Below are 19,127 nucleotides of genomic sequence, written 5' to 3'. Positions count from 1 at the left end.
ACAATCCTCCATTAAACTATACCCTTATTATAACATTAATTATCGTCTTCGGGCACTAAACGGTGTCTGAAAGCGTACACAACAGCCTGTGTTCGATCTTCGACTTGTAATTTAGCTAAAATATTGGACACGTGTGTTTTAACTGTTTTTAAAGAGATAAAGAGTTCATCTGCGATTCTTTGATTGTCATAACCTTTAGCCAGCAAATGTAAAATATCATATTCTCTTGCTGTTAAGTCATCATGCAAATCAGGATTTTGGTCATGAGCTTTGATTTTTTTATCCACTTCTGTTTCGATAGCTAATTCACCTTTAGCTACTTTTCGAATTGCATTTAAAATTTCAGCTGCACTTGAGGTTTTTAACATGTAGCCCTTGGCACCTGCATCAATGACAGGATAAATCTTTTCGTTATCAAGATAAGACGTCAAAACTAAGACTTTGGCTTCTTTCCATTCTTTTAGAATTTCTAAAGTCGCTTCAACTCCATCAAGCTCTGGCATGACTAAATCCATAACCACAACATCTGGTTTGAGAGAAAGAGCTAAGTCTACACCCTCACGTCCATTAGAGGCTTCTCCTACTACTTCAATATCAGCTTGTAAATTAAAAAAACTTTTGAGGCCCATACGAACCATTTCATGATCATCTACAAGTATTATTTTTAATTTAGTCATTATTCTCTCCTACTACTGGTAATCTGATGTCCATTGAAACTCCTTTGCCTTCTTGACTTATCAGCTTAATGGTTCCTGCAAGATCATCGACACGATCTTCAATATTTTTCAAGCCATAGCTTAAATCTCTCACTTGATCCATATCAAAACCAATCCCATTGTCAATCATTTTAAGTTGAACTTCGGCTTCTGTTTGATTGAGGTAGACTTCTAGTCGACTAGCTTTGGCATGCTTGAGTGTGTTGCTGATAAACTCTTGTGCAATTCTAAAAAGGTTGTCTTCCATAGCCTTTGGTAAGGAGAGGATATTTTCTTTATAAACCACTTCAATATCACTTTTATCCGTTAACTCTTTTAAGATCATGTTCAATCCTTCTGATAAGGTTCTATTGGCTAATTCCGTTGGTCTTAGGTGGAGCAACAAGATTCGTAAATCATTTTGAGCATTTTGGAGCATGGCTTCAACTGTTACTAACTGCGTTTGAAGGGCTTCCTTATCTAAATTTTCTAGACTCATAGAGACCCCGGATAAAATCATAGAAGAAGCAAATAATTCTTGACTAACAGTATCATGCAAATCTCTAGCAATGCGTTTTCGCTCTTGCTGAACAATTTTTTGACCATCTATTAAATAGGCACTTTCTTTTTTTTGCATATTGGCTGTTAGATGTGACATCTTCTCGGATAAGCGAATCAGATTGGCATTGGTTTCTGAACTATCCTCTAAGTAAATTCGCTGATTATTCAAGATTCTTCTTAAATTTTGATTGATGTTGCGCTTACTGTTATCATCTAAGATAATCCACAAGAGCAACAAAAGCAGAGTTACTGAAACAATCAAAAGGAGAATCGAGAAGGCGAGCCGTTCTACCTGCCAGACATTTTGTCTCAGATATTCAAAGGTTATCCCCAGATTATCCATAACCACAAAAACGATAGAGAGAATGGTAATGGTCGAATAGAGCCATACTAAAGCATAATAACGTTTTGTCATCGTCTGGCCACCTCAACATTTCCTGCAATCGTGGTCACTATAATTTTCACTTTTTTGAGAGCATTTTCTTCTGGTTGCCCTAGTTTAATAGACTCATTACGCAAATCATATTCTTGAGTTTCAAAAAAGTCAACACTAGCATAGATAGAGCTGACATCTAAAGTAACAGCCACATCAATAGGGACTAATAGTTTGGTATTGCCAAAAATTTTTCGAATGATGATGACATTATCCATGCCCGTGACAATAACATTGGTTAAATCAATAGTATCATTTCCTGAGATACGAATAATGTTGATATCTTCAAAATAATAATAGTCACTTTCGTAGTTAGCTGCACCTATCCACTGATTTTTAACCTGTTTGACAGCAATATTTTCTTGAGCAAAACGGATTAAAGCAAAACGATTCTTCTTTTTGACTTGGGAAAAGTGATTAATAAAGATATAAACAATCCCTAAAAGTACAGCCATAATAATGTAGGGGTTGAGCATAAAAATCAAAAATAAGAGCAGTAAACTAACTGTTAATAAAAAATTATTGCGACTATCTTGATTATAAAAACGTAAGGCTAGCAAAATGAGAACCAAAATGAGGATAAAACTTGACAAATCATTGGCCAAAATGGTCATAATTCCCATAGCCAATAACATACATTCAACAAGTAGAAAGAATTGAAATTTTTTCATCGTTCCCCTTTCTTTACCTTGCCATTTTATCAAAAAAGTAGAGAAAATTCATCTGCTAGTCATAAGTTCTCAAAAAGAAAAAGAATACCTTTTCCAGAATGACTCATCTGGCTAAAGCACTCTTTTTAATTAACTTTCATTAAGGTGTTCCATTTGCTGGATCAACTGGTGTTAATTCAGTGTTACTTGAACTTCCTGTGTTTTCACCTGAAGAACTACTACTTGTGGTAGAGGTTTCAGAATGAGTGGAACTACTACTTGATGGGCTGCTTTCTTCAGGATAAAGGTAAAGACTAATTTCCCCTTTTTCTGATAAGCTCAGTTGTGTCCCATAATAGGGACTTTGACCACTAACAATGGCTTTTGAACTTGGTGAATTAAGGGGGACAAATCCTGTTGAAGAAGTGGAGCTTGGTATATAAGCTTTAATACGTGAAGCATCAATACCTAGTGCTGTTAGCGTATTAACAGCTTCTGCATAACTATACTCTGTCACCATAGGCATAATAACAGTATCACTAACTGCCACACTTAGGGTAATCTTCGATTTACCTTTTGGATTGAATTTTTCTCCTGCACTTGGTGATTGACTAATCACTGTGTTTTCATTGTACTCATTCGTTACAATACGCTCAATTTTAATTTTTGACTTAGGAACACCATAGGTTTCCATTAAGCTACTCATGGCAACTTGGTAATCAATTCCTTTATAATTTTCCATTTCAAAACCAGCATTGCCAATAGAAAGGAAAATAGCTACTTTAGCACCTTGACGTCTTGCTGTCCCAGCTTGAGGATCTGTCTTAATGACATGCCCTTCATCAACCGTATCACTCTCTACTTGATGAACTGCACCAACTTTTAAACCTTTAGCTTGCAATTCTTGTTTAGCCACAGTTAAGCTAGAACCAACTACATTAGGCACTTTAACAGAGGTTGGTTTGGTCAAGACAAGGTAAGTAAACAAAGCAACACCTACAATAAAGAGGGCAAATAATATTTTCAATAGAGTTCCTAAGAAACGACCATTTTTTTTCTTCTTCTGGGGTTTCTGTAAGGTATCCATTTGATTCGTTTGCTCTAATCGGCTTTCAGTAGTGGTCGGTGTCACAGGACTTGTTTTTGGTGTCGTAATTGGAGCTGGCGTTACTTTTGGTAACGGTTTAGTGCTTTCAACGTCGTCAAAAACAACTTTTCTCTCGCGACTACGATTGTAGCTCAATGCTGTCATCAAGTCTCTACTCATTTCAAATGTTGAGCCATAACGATCACTTAGCTTTTTAGCTGTTGCTCTAATAACGACATTTTCTAACGCCTGAGGGACATTATGATTTTCCTCAATAATAGATGGAAGCGGCTTTTGGAAATGTTGTAGAGCAATGGTAACAGCACTATCCCCATCATAAGGAATGTGACCTGTCAACATCTCAAATAGCATAATTCCCATAGCATAAATATCGCTTTGAATGGTTGCTTTGGAACCACGCGCTTGTTCTGGTGATAAGTAATGAACACTTCCTAGCATAGAGTTGGTTTGAGTCAAACTTGTTTCAGCAAAAGCTACCGCAATACCAAAGTCAGTAACTTTGACCACTCCAGATTTTGTGAGAAGAATATTTTGCGGTTTTAAATCTCTATGAACAATCCCCTTTTGATGGGCCAAAGTCATAGCTGATAAGACCTCTTCCATGATTCTAACAACTTCATTGTTAGAGAGTGGGGCATGATCTTGAATGTATTTTTTCAGATCAGACCCATCCACATATTCCATCACTAAAAACTGCTGACCGTCTTCTTCACCTATATCCCTGATGGCAACTATATTGGGATGGTTTAGCTCAGCCATCGCGCGTGCTTCACGTTGAAAACGCGCAACTGCTACCTGATCTGTTTGATAATTCGTTCGTAAAACCTTTATGGCCACATCTTCATTATCAAGAATCAAATCATTAGCTAAATAAACATCCGCCATTCCACCGCGGCCTATAGATTTAAGAATACGATAACGACCAGCAAATAACTTGCCAATCTGTATCATCATTCTTCCTCGCTTTCGTGGTGAACCAAGGCGACAGTGATATTATCAAGACCTCCTCTTAAATTAGCTAAATTAACCATTTCCTGATTTTTGTCATCTAGGCTAATATCTTGATTTAAGATGTCTACAATTTCATCATTTGAAATCATATTGGTCAATCCATCGCTGTTAATCACTAGGTAATCGCCTTTTTCTAAGACTTTAATACCTAGATCTGGTTCAAGGGGAGAAGCTTGTCCTATAGACTGTGTAATGATATTTTTTTGAGGATGACTAGCTGCTTCTTCTTCAGTTAGTTGACCAGCTTTCACAAGTTCATTCACCAATGAATGATCACTAGTAAGTAAGGTGTATACTCCTTCACGAACTAAACCAATCCGAGAATCACCTATATGAGCATAGATAGCGCTAGACTCTACCAAAGCTACTGCTTCAACAGTCGTCCCCATACCTTTATAGTCCTCACTTTGACCTAAATCATAAATCCTTTGATTTTCAGCTTCGATGGTCTCAAGTAACCAATCTCGAATGTGACTCAGTTCGGTAAAATCTGTTTTCACCCATTCTCTACCGAGGTCGGTAACAGTCATCTCGCTAGCAATATTACCAGCTCGGTGTCCTCCCATCCCATCTGCTAAAATGACTAAAGTGATTCCTTTTTTATTATCAAATTTGTTGATAAAATCTTGATTGTTTGAGCGCTTTTGCCCAATATCTGTTTTTAATGAAATCTTCATATGTTTTTTCTGACTGGGTCAGTTTCCTCCTAAAAACTACAAGACGCGTCTGACTTGTCCAATAAAGAAGCCATCTGTCTGGTATTGTTCTGGTGTAATCGTAAGACATCCATCCTTGACGATATCTGCTCGTTCATGATTTAGTTTTACTTGTTCAAAGTTAGGATGACTTTGTAAAAATTTTTCGATGACTTGACTATTTTCCTCATCAAAAATAGTGCATGTACTATAGGTTATTATACCACCTTTGCGCAAGGTTTGACAAACACTAGACAGAATCTCCAATTGTATTTCTTGTAGCGTCATAAAATCTTGGCTATCTTTATTGTATTTGATATCTGGTTTTCGTCTAATCAATCCAATACCCGAGCAAGGCGCATCTACTAAAATCTTATCAAAGCTATCTTTAGCAAACTCCTTATGGACCTCACGAGCATCCATAACCTTTGTCTCAATTTTATCTGAAAGATTTAAACGCTCAGCATTTTCTCTAACTAAGGCTAACTTGTGGTCATATAAATCTAAAGCTGTAATCTGACCACTCGTTAGATAAGATGCCATATGGACAGTTTTGCCACCCGGTGCACTACAGGCATCTAATATCTTCTCATCACCCTTAATCTCTAAAGTTGGGGCAACAAGCTGACTGGTTTCATCTTGAATGGTGATATTACCATTTTTAAAATAGTCAGATGCAGCAAAATGTCCAGATGCTTTTGTTAAAGCAGTTTCTGCCAAAAGAGACTCTTGCGCTCCTGTGTCCTCCTTGATTTGTTCAAACAAGGCAGAATTAACCACTCGAATACTTGCTTTACTTCGCTTAAATAAGCTTTCCATAATGGCTAGGGCACGATTTTCTCCAAATTGATCATAAAGTTTTTTGACCAACCAAGTTGGCAAAGAATACTGGATGGCGTATCTTTTATTTTTTCGTTTGATACTGCTTATTTCAGGCAAAGGCTTGTCAGTAAACTGTCTTAATATAGCATTGACAAATTTTTCAGCCCCTTTTTTATTCCCTCTGTTCTTAGCAATCGTAACAGCATCATTGACAATAGCATGATTTGGAATTTTATCTAAATAGAGCATTTGATAAAGGCTAATCATCAATAAATAGTAGACCCACTTATCAAGTTTATCGCGATCTTGAATATAATGAGATAAATACCACTCCAAGGTCAATTTTCTTGAGATGGTACCATAGACAATCTCTGTGATTAAAGCTTTGTCTTTGTCATTGAGGCCTTTTTGATTGAGTTCTTGCTTCAAAGCTAGATTAGAATAAGCACCATTGTCCAAAATCTCTTCAATAATCACGAGAGCTTTTCCTCTAGCAGAGCTTTTCCAGTTATTCGCCAAAGAAATCACCTACTTCAAGCTTTCTTCCCACACCATTCAAAAAGTCTGTAATTGCCATTTTAGGTTTTCCAGCTGGTTGAACAACTTTTAGAGAGAGCGCTCCTTGACCTGTTGCTACGATCAGTTGCTTTTTATCTTTCACGATAATTTCACCAGGTGCTCCTTGACCATCACATAGAACAACTTCATAAAGTTTAAAGCGTTGCCCTTCCAAGAGAGTATGAGCTACCGGCCAGGGATTCATGCCTCTAACGTGATTAAAAAGCTCTTGGGCACTTTTTGTCCAATCTAACTTTTCTTCTTCTGAAGAGATATTAGGAGAAAAAGTTGCTTCGTCATGATTTTGAGCTATGGGTTTAATGTCTCCTGAGAGGTATCCTGGTAAGGTTTCAATGAGCAAATCACGCCCGATAATGGCCAATTTTTCGAACATGGTTCCGACATTGTCAGAATCCGTAATTGGGGTTGAGGCTTTGGACACCATATCACCAGCATCCATTTCTTTGACCATCTCCATGATAGTCACACCAGCTTCTTTTTCACCATTAATAATCGCGTAATGAATAGGTGCTCCACCACGGTATTTGGGCAATAAAGAAGCATGGACATTCAAGGCAAAATCAACAGCATTTAATAACTTGGTTGGCAAAAATTGTCCAAAAGCGGCTGTCACAATCCCATCTGCTCCAAGTGCCATCAATTCTTCTAATTCAGTTGAACCTGATAATTTTTCTGGTTGAAAAACAGGTAAGCCATATGCTAAAGCCAATTCCTTAACAGGTGTCATTTTAATCTCTTTTTTACGACCAACAGCTCGGTCTGGTTGTGTTACCACGGCTAAAATGTCATATGCTCTTGTTTCTAACAAGCCTTTTAAAATAGTGGCTGAAAATTGGGGAGTCCCCATAAATATTATTTTTGTCATAAACTTCCTCTTTATCTCTTCTTTTTCATTATACCATAGCTTTAAAAATAGCTTAGGAATTGGCACTTACATAAACTGCTGAGGTTCTTGATCAATAACTACCTTTAATTCACGATTGTCAGCGTCTTGACTCCAATCCAAAATCAGATTTAAAGTATCCACTAAATGGTCTTCAAAACGGTATTTTAAAATAATCTGATAATGGAAAAGGTTATGAGTTCTCGCAATCGGTTTTGGCGTTGGTCCCAAAATTTTAATATTGGAACTAAGACCATCTTTCAAGAGAGCCAGAACCTCATATGATTTCTTTGCAACTTCTTGCTCAGAGCGATGTGATAAAGTCAATCCTACTGTAAAATAGTAGGGAGGATAAGCCATACGGCGTCTTATAGTCATCTCATAGGCATAAAAAGCTTCATAATCTTGCTTCTTAGCTAATTGAATGGCATAATGTTCTGGATTGTAGGTTTGAATCAGTACTTCTCCAGGTTTATGTGCCCTTCCCGCTCGACCTGCCACCTGCGTCAAGAGTTGGAAGGTTTTTTCGGATGATCTAAAGTCGGGCAAATTAAGAGACGTATCCGCATTTAAAACACCCACCAAAGTGACATTGGGAAAATCTAAGCCTTTAGCAATCATTTGTGTTCCTAATAAGATATCTGCTTTACCGTCTCCAAATTCTCTTAAAATAGACTCGTGACTGCCTTTTTGACGAGTAGTATCAACATCCATTCTTAGGATTCTGGCTTCTGGGATGAGTTCTTGTAATTCATCATAAGCCTTTTGTGTTCCCGTTCCATAGTAGCGAATACTCTTACTATGGCAAGAAGGACATGTCTGAGGAATTGCTTTTTGAAAGCCACAATAATGACAGTTCATTGACTTACTATCCATATGCAAAGTTAGTGAAATATCACAGTTAGGACATTGATCGACATAACCACAGTCTCTGCACATCATAAAGCTAGAATATCCTCGCCTGTTCAACATCAGAACCGTCTGCTCTTTTTTTCTTAAGCGTTCCTTGATTTTATCAATCAGATAAGGGGTGTAGTTCCCTGAACTTTGTTGACCAATATAATCCCTAAAATCAACGATTTCTACCTGAGGTATTTGTGCTTTGGGGTTAGCTCTTTGAGTTAACTGAATAAAATGATAAACACCTTTACTGGCTCTAGCACGACTTTCAATACTAGGTGTAGCTGATCCCATCACTAAGACTGCTTGGTGATGCCTAGCCCTTAAAAGAGCCACTTCTCTGGCATGATAGCGAGGATTGCTTTCTTGTTTATAAGTGGATTCATGCTCTTCATCAATGATAATAGCTCCGATATCCCTTAACGGTGCAAAAATAGCGGAACGCGCTCCTACAACCACTCTAGCTTGTCCCTTTTTGATTTTCTGCCACTCATCAAATTTTTCCCCATCCGATAGACCAGAATGCATAATAGCTACCTGTTTTCCAAAACGAGCAATAAAACGCTGCGTCATTTGCGGGGTTAGAGAGATTTCAGGGACTAAAACAATAGCGGTTTTCTCTTTTTTAAGCACCACATCAATAATATGCAAATAGACTTCTGTCTTACCAGATCCTGTAATCCCTTCAATCAAAAAGGGTTTTGAGGGCCTTCCAATGGCCGAAACCACTTTGTCAACAGCCTTCGCCTGCTCATCATTTAGCTCTAAGGCCTTTGTACTATCAACATGTTTAAAATAATCATCACTTCGGTTGATTTGCTTCTCCCAAATAGTGATTAAGCCATGTTCTTTAAAATAAGATACAATCTCTCTTGAAAATAAGTGGTGAAGTTCTGACAGCTTACCATCTTCAGAATTAGCTAAAAGATAATCTTTTAAGGCTTGACGCTTTTTAGCACGTTTAGAAATAGAATGCTCAACCAATTGCTCTTTATTGACGCTAAAATATTTTTGCGTTTTGATTCGTTTTTTGTCTTCTGCAATATAAGAAACAGCAACCTTCTTAGCTTGAATGGCTTTTAAGGCCAACTTAGCTTCTTCTTCTGTTAAGTTGGAAAAACGAATTGACTCTTTATGACCAAATAAAAGTTCCTTCAATTCAGGATCGATTGACTCAGCAGGCACTAATTCTTTATCATAATTGGAATTTAACAAGCTTGGAATCATTGCCTTTAGTAAGGTGACTTTATAAGAAAAAACGGTTTTTCTTAGCTGATCGGCTAAATCAAGTTGTTCCTGATTCAAAACAGGTTCAGCATCTAAAACAGATTGAATACTTTTGAGTTCTTGCAGCCTATCCTCAGAATCTTCCAAAGCCAGTATAAATCCTTGTAACAGTCGATTTCCCTTTCCAAAAGGCACATGAACTCTGGAGCCAACTTTGACTAATTCTTGTAGTTCTTCAGGGACTTTATATGAAAAAGGCTTATCCGTCTGCATCAAAGGGATATCCACAATAATCTGAGCTATCTGTTGCATCGCTATTCCTTTCCAAACTAAAACTAGAGGATTAATATGAAAAAATCTAAGATTTTAACAACCTTAGATTTTTTCTCCTTCTTCTTCTTTTTCTTTAGCAATCTGCTCTTTTATTTTACGCTCTTCTTCTTCTTTAGCCAAGCGTTCTGCTTCAATTTTAGCACGAACGGCTGCACGTTTAGCAGAAGGATCTGGATGGATAACCACATTGCCAGATTCGATTTCTTCTAAAGCTTGAAGAGTTGATTTCACTGATTTAAATCCTTGAGTTGGTGTTGCACCAGCTTCCAGTTCGTGAGCACGTTTAGCTTGTAAAATAACCAGTGAGTATTTTGAAGGTACTTTATCTAATAAGGTATCAATGGAAGGTTTTAACATCATAACTTTTAGTCTCTTTTCTATCTATTATCAAAAGAAGGCGTTGCCTTAATCATGTTATCATAACGACCAATCACTCGCTCAACACGGAAATGCTCAGTCTCAATGATTCGTTTCACACGTTCTGCAGCCAGCGGCACTTCATCGTTGACAACGGCATAATCATATTCTCGCATTAGAGCAATTTCTTCTTTAGCTCGTTCAATACGTTTGGCAATAACCTCTTGGCTATCTGTGCCTCGACCCACTAAGCGGTCTTGTAGTTCTTCTAGATCAGGAGGTGTCAAGAAAATAAAAACACCATCAGGTACTTTTGTTTTCACCTGAAGGGCACCTTGCACTTCAATTTCTAAAAAGACATCGATTCCCTTGTCAAGCGTCTCGTTTACGTAAGACAGGGGTGTCCCATAATAATTACCTACGTATTCGGCATACTCTAGCATTTGACCATTTTTTATTAATTCTTCAAATTCTTCACGTGTGCGGAAGAAATAATCAACCCCATCAACTTCCCCTGGTCTCTGTGGACGTGTTGTCATGGAAACAGAATATTCAAATTTATGATCTGGCGTTGAAAAAATTTCTTGTCTCACCGTCCCTTTTCCGACACCAGATGGTCCCGAGAAGACGATTAACAAACCGCGTTCAGACATTATGTTCTCCTTATTAATTGCTTTCTAATAGTTTATCAAAAAGAGGGACCTTTTTCAAGAGTATTTTCAGTGACTATCTTCCAACTAAAAAAGAGGAATAATCCTCTTTTTTTATTTAGCATAATCGACAGCTCTCATTTCACGAATAACTGTTACTTTAATATTCCCTGGATAATCTAAGTTAGCTTCGATTTTCTCTCTTACTTTATGAGATAGAATCACGACTTGATCATCTGAAATTTTCTCAGGTTGTACCATGATTCGAATTTCACGTCCTGCTTGTAGGGCAAAGCTGGTCTGGACGCCATCAAAGCTAGTCGCTATTTCTTCTAAATCACGAAGTCGTTTGATGTAGTTTTCCATAGACTCATTTCGAGCTCCAGGTCTTGCAGAACTTAGGGCATCTGCTGCAGCTACAATCACCGCAATCACAGAAGTCGGCTCCACATCACCATGGTGACTGGCTATGGTATTCACAACAACTGGATGTTCTTTGTACTTGCGGGCAAATTCCATTCCAATCTCAACGTGGCTACCTTCAACCTCACGGTCAATAGCTTTTCCCATATCATGAAGGAAACCAGCTCTCCTTGCCAAGGCGACATTCTCACCTAGCTCACCTGCTAAAATACCTGCTAACTTACCAACCTCGACAGAATGTCTTAAAACATTTTGTCCAAAGGAAGTTCTAAATTGCAAGCGACCCATAATCTTAATTAAGTCAGGATGAAGGTTTGGAGCTCCAATCTCGTAGGCTGCTGCTTCCCCATACTCACGAATACGGTTATCCATTTCAAGACGATTCTTTTCAACCAACTCTTCAATACGAGCTGGATGGATACGACCATCAGCGATAAGAGATTCTAATGTCATCCTTGCAATTTCACGACGAATAGGATCAAATCCTGACAGAACAACAACTTCTGGAGTATCATCAATAATGACATCAATCCCTGTTAAACTTTCAAGAGTCCGAATATTACGTCCTTCTCGACCGATAATACGACCTTTCATATTATCATCTGGTAGATGAACACTCGTAATCGTTTGCTCAGTGACATACTCTCCAGCTAGTCTTTGCATAGCTTGTGCTAACAAATCCTTAGCTGTCTTAGTCGATTTATCTTTAATTTCACGCTCTGCTTCTCGGATGCGAGTTGCAATATCATGAGACAGCTTGTTTTCTGTCTCCATTAAAATAACTTCCCTTGCTTCTGCAATGGTCATTGCAGCGACACGTTCAAGCTCTTTTTTCTTTTCTTCTTCAAGTTTTTCAACTTGTGTTTGGCGCTCATCAATATGTTTAGATTTATCGGTCAAGCTTTGCTCTTTACTATCTAATACTTTTTCTTTACTAGATAAATTTTCATCTTTACGGTCAAGAGTCAAGGCACGCTCTGCTAAGCGGGTCTCTAATTGTTTTAGCTCTTGTCTTTCAGATTTAAATTCTTGTTCAACTTCTTCACGATATTTTCTTGCCTCTTCTTTTGCCTCTAAAAGTAATTCTTTACGATTTGCTTTACTTTCGCGTTGGGCTGTGTTTTTAATATGTTCAGCATCTTGTTCTGCTTTTCCACGAATATCCACAGCTTCTTGCTCAGCATTTAAAAGAGTCAACTCTGCAGCTTCTTTCGAAGACTTAAGTCCTAACGAAATCAGCACATAACCTAATAGTAAACCAATGAGGGCACAAACCATTAACAATATGATATTAATTAACATGTTTTTACCTCAAAATATTTTAGTTTTCTTAATAGAAAGCCAATTCTTAGTTTACCACAAAAAGAAGGTTTAGACAATCGCCAGTCGTGACTGAAAGCAATTGTCTAAACCTTCAAAAAACACTATTGTCTAATAAATGACTGTACCAAGGTATCCATAATATAGGATTCAATTTCAGAATAGCTTTCTTTTTGCATACGGGTTAAGACCACACGCCAAGAAACTGGATGCTCCATCGGAATACAAATCACATCTTTCAAGGGATAAATATCCGTGATAGGTTTAGGGCAGATGGTCATAATATTATGATTGATTTTAGTTGAATTAAGCATAAAATCCCAAGACGTCGATGTCAAAACAATATCAGGTCTGACCTGTTGACGCTCGCAGTTATCCAAAACCAAATGGTGGACCATAAAAGAAGAATCAAATAGCGCTAATTTTTCATTATTTAAATCTTCCTATTTAACTAAATCTCTATTAGCTAAACGATGCTTAGGAGACAAATAAACAGACAGCTCAGAACGCTGAATTTCATAAGTTTCTACTAAATTATCAGGAATACCAATATTTATACTACCTTTAACTCCTTTTGATTGATCATGTAGGTTAAGAAACATCTCATCATAGAGGCTCAAAACATTCTGAGCATCTTTGTAATAATTCTCTCCTAAATAGGTTAATCCAACAATCCGACCACTCTTTCGCTTGAAAAGTTTAACACCCTCTCGCTTTTCAAACTCATTAATCATCATGCTCAATGTTGGTTGAGACACATACAACAACTCTGCCGCCTGACTTAAGTTGAAGTGATTTTCAACTATGGCAAGGAAATACCTAATTTGTTTAATATCCAAAGTATTACCACCTTATATATAAATTATGTTAATATCTAAATACCTCTTTCCTATCATTATGACATAACTTCTTACCCATGGTGCTAGTTAATTTCAAAATATCTCAAATTGTAAGCTAGTATGATTTGTTCAATCCTCAATTGCAGCCCTGTCATGCCCCTAGCCAGTGTTCGTTCCATATCAAAAAGGGAACAAAGTTCTGAAAATCTAGTCTCAATGGTTCGTCTCATAGCCATTAGTTTCCAATGATTATGCTGTTTAGCCCCTTCCATATTTTGACGCAAGGGAGTCCAGAGGTGATAGCCATTTTGCTTCAACTCATCTTTCAGCTCACGGTTAAGGTAACCTAAGTCTGCTAAAATGACGGATTGTTCACACCTTTCTAGCAACTCGTAAACTGCCTTAATATCATGAACAGAGGCTGGGCTGACAACATAATTCAGAATGTAGCCTGATAAGGTCACTAGCATGTGAACCTTAAAACCGTAAAACCACATATGTTTAGAGGCGGTGTAACCAATATTAGCTATCCCATTGAAAAGTCTGACCCTGTGGTTACGAATAGATTGACAAAGTGGCAAAGGAAAGCTGTCTATAATAACAATGGTATTGGGAGAAATTTGAGTGTTCATTGCCTGACGAATCACTTGAACCAGCCAAATCAACTGTCTTGCACGCCTATTAAAGCGACTTCTTTCTAGTAATGTACCGCAGGGAAATAGCTGACAAATCCTATAAAAGTGACGTTGTGATTTAATACCTAGTTCAGCTTGTAATAGCAGTAAAACTAGAAGAGATTGGTCTGAAACTTTGGACAGACAGACGTTACGACGGTGTTTGAAGTCTTCCGGACAATAATCCTGATAAAACTGAGAACAAATTTTTGATAATTGACGCATATTTCATTGTAAGTGATGGGATTTAGCTGTATACTGTAAGTGGCTCATTTGGACTAACCTCCTGTTTGTGTAGGCACTTACAGTATAGTCCTTTTGGGCTTTTTATTGTATTTTGAGATTAACTAGCACCACGGGTAACTTCTTATTAAAATCTATACATCTATTTTTAATACTATCAAAAAAATTTATAGAGATATAAAATTTCTGTATTTTTTTGTGAAAGTATTTCTGATATCATAGTTATAAGGAAAGCGCTCTCTAATCAAATAAAGGAACTTTTAACATTATGGAAAAAATTGTCATTGTTGAAGCATTACGTACACCTATTGGTGCCTTTGGGGGATCATTTAAAAATATCTCTGCAGTAGAGCTTGGTAAAACTGTTTTAAAACGTATCCTTGAAACAACTGAAGTGAAACCAGAAATGGTTGATGAAGTCATTTTAGGAAATGTTCTTCACGTTGGTTTGGGACAAAACGTTGCTAGACAAGTTGCCGTTCATGCAGGTATTCCAAACGACAAAACAGCCTTCACTCTTGATATGGTTTGTGGTTCTGGTCTTAAAGCTATCGAGTTGGCAGCTCAAAGCATCATGGTTGGCGATTCAGAAATCGTTATCGCTGGTGGTGTCGAAAACATGTCACAAGCAGCTTATGTTCTTCAAAACCAACGTTTAGGACAACGTTTAGGAAACGGCAAAGTTAGCGACACACTTGTTAATGACGGTTTAACTGATGCCTTCAACAACTACCATATGGGAATCACAGCTGAAAACGTTGCTAAAGAATATGGTATTACTCGTGAAGATCAAGACAAATTTGCTGAAGAAAGCCAAGCTAAAGCAGCTAAAGCTCTTGAATCAAATCGTTTTGCAGAAGAAATCGTTCCCGTTTCTATTCCACAACGTAAAAAAGATCCAATTCTTATGGCTCAAGATGAGTATCCAAAACCAGGTACAACTGTTGAAACACTTGCTAAACTACGCCCAGCATTCATGCCAACTGATGGTACTGTGACAGCTGGTAACGCATCAGGTATTAATGATGGTGCTGCTATGGTGATGTTGATGACAGAAACAAAAGCTAAAGAACTTGGACTTAAACCACTTGTATCACTTACAAGCTATGCTAGTGCAGGGGTTGCTCCTGAACTAATGGGAACTGGTCCTATTCCTGCTTCTAAAAAAGCCCTTGAAAGAGCTGGTTTATCAGTATCTGATCTTTATTTAATCGAATCAAATGAAGCTTTTGCAGCTCAATCACTTGCTGTTTTGAAAGACTTAGAATTAAACCCAGAAATCGTCAACGTCAATGGTGGTGCTATCGCTCTTGGTCACCCAATCGGTGCAAGTGGAGCTCGTATCCTTGTTACATTGATTCACGAAATGAAAAAACGTCAAGCTAAAAATGGTCTAGCTACTTTGTGTATCGGTGGCGGACAAGGTACTGCCGTTATTGTTAAAAACGAACAATAATTGAAGGAAAGAGAGAATAACAATGTGTAAAGAAATAACAATCGCAGAAGCTATTAAACACATTAATGATGGTGACACTATCATGGTTGGTGGTTTCATGACAAATGGAACACCTGAAAAGCTTATCGATGCTCTAGTTGAAAAAGGAGTTAAAGATTTAACTCTTATCTGTAACGACGCTGGTTTCCCAGATAAAGGTGTTGGTAAAATGGTTGCTAACAAGCAATTTTCAACTATCATCGCTTCTCATATCGGTTTGAACCGTGAAGCTGGTCGCCAAATGAATGAAGGTGAAACTACTATTCACCTTGTTCCTCAAGGAACACTTGCTGAACGTATTCGTTCAGGTGGCTTCGGACTTGGTGGTTTCTTAACACCAACTGGTATCGGTACTCTTGTTGCAGAAGGCAAAGAAGTCATCACAGTTGACGGTAAAGATTTCCTTCTTGAAACACCTCTTAAAGCAGATGTTGCCCTTATTTTTGCTAACAAAGCAGATAAACTTGGTAACCTACAATACGCTGGATCAGAAAACAACTTTAACCACGTTATGGCAGCAAATGCTACTACCACAATAGTTGAAGCAAGAGAGATTGTTGAAGTAGGCGAAATGGATCCTAACTTCGTACACACTCCAGGTGTCTTTGTAAACTATTTGGTGAAAGGAGAATAAAAATGGCCGTAGAAGAAATCGTCCTATCAAAAGATGAAATTCAAGCACGTATTGCAAAACGTGTTGCACAAGAACTCGAAGACAATACATTGGTTAACCTTGGTATTGGTTTACCTACAAAAGTAGCTAACTACATCCCTGAAGGTGTAACAATCACACTTCAATCTGAAAATGGATTTGTTGGTTTAACAGCTGCTACTGAAGAAACTTTCGACCCAACTATCGTTAATGCTGGTGGACAACCTGTTAGCATTATCCCTGGCGGTGCTTTCTTTGACAGCTCAACATCATTTGGTATCATCCGTGGTGGCCACGTTGCTGCTACTGTACTTGGTGCTCTTCAAGTTGACCAGTATGGAAGCATTGCTAACTACCTTATCCCAGGAAAAATGGTTCCAGGTATGGGTGGTGCCATGGACTTGCTTGTTGGAGCTAAAAAAGTTATCGTTGCCATGGAGCACACTAACAAAGGTAAGCACAAAATCCTTAACGAATGCTCATTACCATTAACAGCTAAAAATGTTGTTAGCATGATCATTACAGAAATGGGTGTCTTCGAATATCAAGAAGAAGGACTATGTGCCATCGAAATCCATCCAGATTTCACATTTGAGCAAGTTCAAGAAGCTACAGAAGCTAAACTAATTGACAAAACTAAATAATACCCATGGTGCTAGTTAATTTCAAAATATCTCAAATTGTAAGCTAGTATGATTTGTTCAATCCTCAATTGCAGCCCTGTCATGCCCCTAGCCAGTGTTCGTTCCATATCAAAAAGGGAACAAAGTTCTGAAAATCTAGTCTCAATGGTTCGTCTCATAGCCATTAGTTTCCAATGATTATGCTGTTTAGCCCCTTCCATATTTTGACGCAAGGGAGTCCAGAGGTGATAGCCATTTTGCTTCAACTCATCTTTCAGCTCACGGTTAAGGTAACCTAAGTCTGCTAAAATGACGGATTGTTCACACCTTTCTAGCAACTCGTAAACTGCCTTAATATCATGAACAGAGGCTGGGCTGACAACATAATTCAGAATGTAGCCTGATAAGGTCACTAGCATGTGAACCTTAAAACCGTAAAACCACATATGTTTAGAGGCGGTGTAACCAATATTAGCTATCCCATTGAAAAGTCTGACCCTGTGGTTACGAATAGATTGACAAAGTGGCAAAGGAAAGCTGTCTATAATAACAATGGTATTGGGAGAAATTTGAGTGTTCATTGCCTGACGAATCACTTGAACCAGCCAAATCAACTGTCTTGCACGCCTATTAAAGCGACTTCTTTCTAGTAATGTACCGCAGGGAAATAGCTGACAAATCCTATAAAAGTGACGTTGTGATTTAATACCTAGTTCAGCTTGTAATAGCAGTAAAACTAGAAGAGATTGGTCTGAAACTTTGGACAGACAGACGTTACGACGGTGTTTGAAGTCTTCCGGACAATAATCTTGATAAAACTGAGAACAAATTTTTGATAATTGACGCATATTCCATTGTAAGTGATGGGATTTAGCTGTATACTGTAAGTGGCTCGTTTGGACTAACCTCCTGTTTGTGTAGGCACTTACAGTATAGTCCTTTTGGGCTTTTTATTGTATTTTGAGATTAACTAGCACCACGGGTAAATAATAAAAACAAATAAAGGATATGTGAGGAAGAATTATGAGTCATTCTAAAGAAGTTGTATTTATTACAGGCGCAGCTAGCGGTATTGGTAAACAAATCGGGGAAACTTTCCTTAAAGAAGATAAAACGGTTGTTTTCTCAGATATCAACCAAGCTAAATTAGACGAAGTTGTTGCTGAGTACACTGCAGCTGGTTATGATACTTTTGGCGTAGTATGTGATGTTACTAGCGAAGAAGCTATCAACAATGCTATCGATACTGTTGTTGAAAAATACGGACGTATTGATGTCCTTGTCAACAACGCTGGACTTCAACACGTTTCAATGATTGAAGATTTCCCAGTTGAAAAATTTGAATTCATGATCAAAATCATGCTTACTGCTCCATTCATCGCTATCAAACGTGCTTTCCCAACAATGAAAGCTCAAGGACGTGGACGCGTTATCAACATGGCTTCAATCAACGGTGTTATCGGATTTGCTGGTAAATCAGCTTACAACTCAGCAAAACATGGTCTTTTAGGTCTTACTAAAGTTACTGCACTTGAAGGTGCTGCATCTGGTATCACAGTTAATGCGGTTTGCCCAGGTTATGTTGACACACCACTTGTTCGTGGTCAATTCGAAGACCTTGCTAAAACACGTAATATCGCTTTAGAAAATGTTTTAGAAGAAGTATTGTACCCACTTGTACCTCAAAAACGTTTAATTGACGTTCAAGAAATTGCTGATTACGTATCATTCCTTGCTAGCGATAAAGCTAAAGGTGTTACTGGTCAAGCATGTATCTTAGACGGTGGTTACACTGCTCAATAATAACATGTAAATGAAGAAATGGGACTAGATTATGCACTGCGCCTTTGGACTTGTCAAGTAAACAGCCAAATCTAAGTGAGATAGCTACTATCAAACTTTTAAAGGAGTACAGGTCTAGGCCCATTTTCTTTGTTTTAATCTTGTAAGGAGA

17 protein-coding genes and 1 pseudogene are annotated in these 19,127 nt (G+C 37.9%); 4 read left to right on the top strand and 14 right to left on the bottom strand.

What is annotated here, in order from left to right; genetic code table 11:
- Positions 1-35: 35 nt before the first annotated feature.
- The 13 genes and pseudogenes from STRIC_RS08290 to STRIC_RS08230 form a co-directional block, all read right to left on the bottom strand.
- Positions 36-677: a response regulator transcription factor gene (locus STRIC_RS08290; protein ID WP_008089757.1), complete on the bottom strand. Its 642-nt coding sequence runs from the start codon at positions 675-677 to the stop codon at positions 36-38.
- Positions 670-1,671, bottom strand: coding sequence for an envelope stress sensor histidine kinase LiaS (locus STRIC_RS08285; protein ID WP_008090052.1), 1,002 nt, complete (start codon positions 1,669-1,671; stop codon positions 670-672). Before STRIC_RS08285 ends, STRIC_RS08290 begins: the two co-directional genes overlap by 8 nt.
- Positions 1,668-2,360, bottom strand: coding sequence for a cell wall-active antibiotics response protein LiaF (gene liaF / locus STRIC_RS08280; RefSeq protein ID WP_040832312.1), 693 nt, complete (start codon positions 2,358-2,360; stop codon positions 1,668-1,670). The genes STRIC_RS08285 and liaF overlap by 4 nt, the downstream gene beginning before the upstream one ends.
- Positions 2,361-2,499: 139 nt before the next feature.
- A complete protein-coding gene (pknB, locus tag STRIC_RS08275; RefSeq protein WP_008090292.1) occupies positions 2,500-4,398 on the bottom strand; it encodes a Stk1 family PASTA domain-containing Ser/Thr kinase in 1,899 nt (632 codons plus the stop codon).
- Entirely contained in the window at positions 4,398-5,135 is a 738-nt protein-coding gene (locus tag STRIC_RS08270; RefSeq protein ID WP_008090192.1) for a Stp1/IreP family PP2C-type Ser/Thr phosphatase, read from the bottom strand. The genes pknB and STRIC_RS08270 overlap by 1 nt, the downstream gene beginning before the upstream one ends.
- A gap of 36 nt (positions 5,136-5,171) precedes the next feature.
- Complete coding sequence (gene rsmB / locus STRIC_RS08265) at positions 5,172-6,494, bottom strand: 16S rRNA (cytosine(967)-C(5))-methyltransferase RsmB (RefSeq protein ID WP_040832310.1); 1,323 nt, start codon at positions 6,492-6,494, stop codon at positions 5,172-5,174.
- Positions 6,484-7,419, bottom strand: coding sequence for a methionyl-tRNA formyltransferase (gene fmt / locus STRIC_RS08260; protein WP_008090017.1), 936 nt, complete (start codon positions 7,417-7,419; stop codon positions 6,484-6,486). The genes rsmB and fmt overlap by 11 nt, the downstream gene beginning before the upstream one ends.
- A gap of 66 nt (positions 7,420-7,485) precedes the next feature.
- Positions 7,486-9,876 (bottom strand): primosomal protein N', encoded by a 2,391-nt coding sequence (locus tag STRIC_RS08255; RefSeq protein ID WP_008090367.1) that lies wholly within the window; start codon positions 9,874-9,876, stop codon positions 7,486-7,488.
- A 63-nt stretch (positions 9,877-9,939) separates the two neighbouring features.
- Positions 9,940-10,257 (bottom strand): DNA-directed RNA polymerase subunit omega, encoded by a 318-nt coding sequence (gene rpoZ, locus STRIC_RS08250; protein ID WP_003056768.1) that lies wholly within the window; start codon positions 10,255-10,257, stop codon positions 9,940-9,942.
- Between the two features lie 17 nt (positions 10,258-10,274).
- Positions 10,275-10,907: a guanylate kinase gene (gene gmk / locus STRIC_RS08245; protein ID WP_008090145.1), complete on the bottom strand. Its 633-nt coding sequence runs from the start codon at positions 10,905-10,907 to the stop codon at positions 10,275-10,277.
- Between the two features lie 111 nt (positions 10,908-11,018).
- Positions 11,019-12,629 carry a ribonuclease Y gene (locus STRIC_RS08240; RefSeq protein WP_008090256.1) on the bottom strand — a complete coding sequence of 537 codons (1,611 nt, stop codon included), beginning with the start codon at positions 12,627-12,629 and terminating at the stop codon, positions 11,019-11,021.
- 122 nt (positions 12,630-12,751) lie between these two features.
- Positions 12,752-13,486 (bottom strand): annotated as a pseudogene (locus STRIC_RS08235) (LysR family transcriptional regulator).
- A gap of 83 nt (positions 13,487-13,569) precedes the next feature.
- Entirely contained in the window at positions 13,570-14,385 is an 816-nt protein-coding gene (locus STRIC_RS08230; RefSeq protein WP_008089930.1) for an IS982 family transposase, read from the bottom strand.
- Positions 14,386-14,671: 286 nt separating this feature from the next.
- Here STRIC_RS08230 and STRIC_RS08225 point away from each other — a divergent pair, with 286 nt between their 5' ends.
- Genes STRIC_RS08225 through STRIC_RS08215 form a run of 3 tightly spaced genes read left to right on the top strand, consistent with a single transcriptional unit; the run spans position 14,672 to position 17,194 of the window.
- Entirely contained in the window at positions 14,672-15,859 is a 1,188-nt protein-coding gene (locus STRIC_RS08225) for an acetyl-CoA C-acetyltransferase (protein WP_008090258.1), read from the top strand.
- A gap of 22 nt (positions 15,860-15,881) precedes the next feature.
- A complete protein-coding gene (locus tag STRIC_RS08220) occupies positions 15,882-16,532 on the top strand; it encodes a CoA transferase subunit A (RefSeq protein ID WP_008089709.1) in 651 nt (216 codons plus the stop codon).
- A gap of 2 nt (positions 16,533-16,534) precedes the next feature.
- Positions 16,535-17,194, top strand: coding sequence for a 3-oxoacid CoA-transferase subunit B (locus STRIC_RS08215; protein WP_008089686.1), 660 nt, complete (start codon positions 16,535-16,537; stop codon positions 17,192-17,194).
- An 11-nt stretch (positions 17,195-17,205) separates the two neighbouring features.
- Here STRIC_RS08215 and STRIC_RS08210 read toward each other — a convergent pair whose 3' ends face one another.
- Positions 17,206-18,021 carry an IS982 family transposase gene (locus STRIC_RS08210; RefSeq protein WP_008089930.1) on the bottom strand — a complete coding sequence of 272 codons (816 nt, stop codon included), beginning with the start codon at positions 18,019-18,021 and terminating at the stop codon, positions 17,206-17,208.
- A 175-nt stretch (positions 18,022-18,196) separates the two neighbouring features.
- On the opposite strand from STRIC_RS08210, the gene STRIC_RS08205 reads away from it, so the two are divergent.
- The gene (locus STRIC_RS08205; protein ID WP_008089857.1) at positions 18,197-18,976 is read left to right on the top strand and encodes a 3-hydroxybutyrate dehydrogenase; all 780 of its coding nucleotides are present in this window, start codon (positions 18,197-18,199) and stop codon (positions 18,974-18,976) included.
- Positions 18,977-19,127: the final 151 nt, after the last annotated feature.

This window comes from Streptococcus ictaluri 707-05, from assembly GCF_000188015.2.
Lineage (GTDB): Bacteria > Bacillota > Bacilli > Lactobacillales > Streptococcaceae > Streptococcus > Streptococcus ictaluri.
The sequence above is the reverse complement of the archived record's forward strand: the minus strand, read 5'-3'. Positions and strand labels throughout refer to the sequence as shown.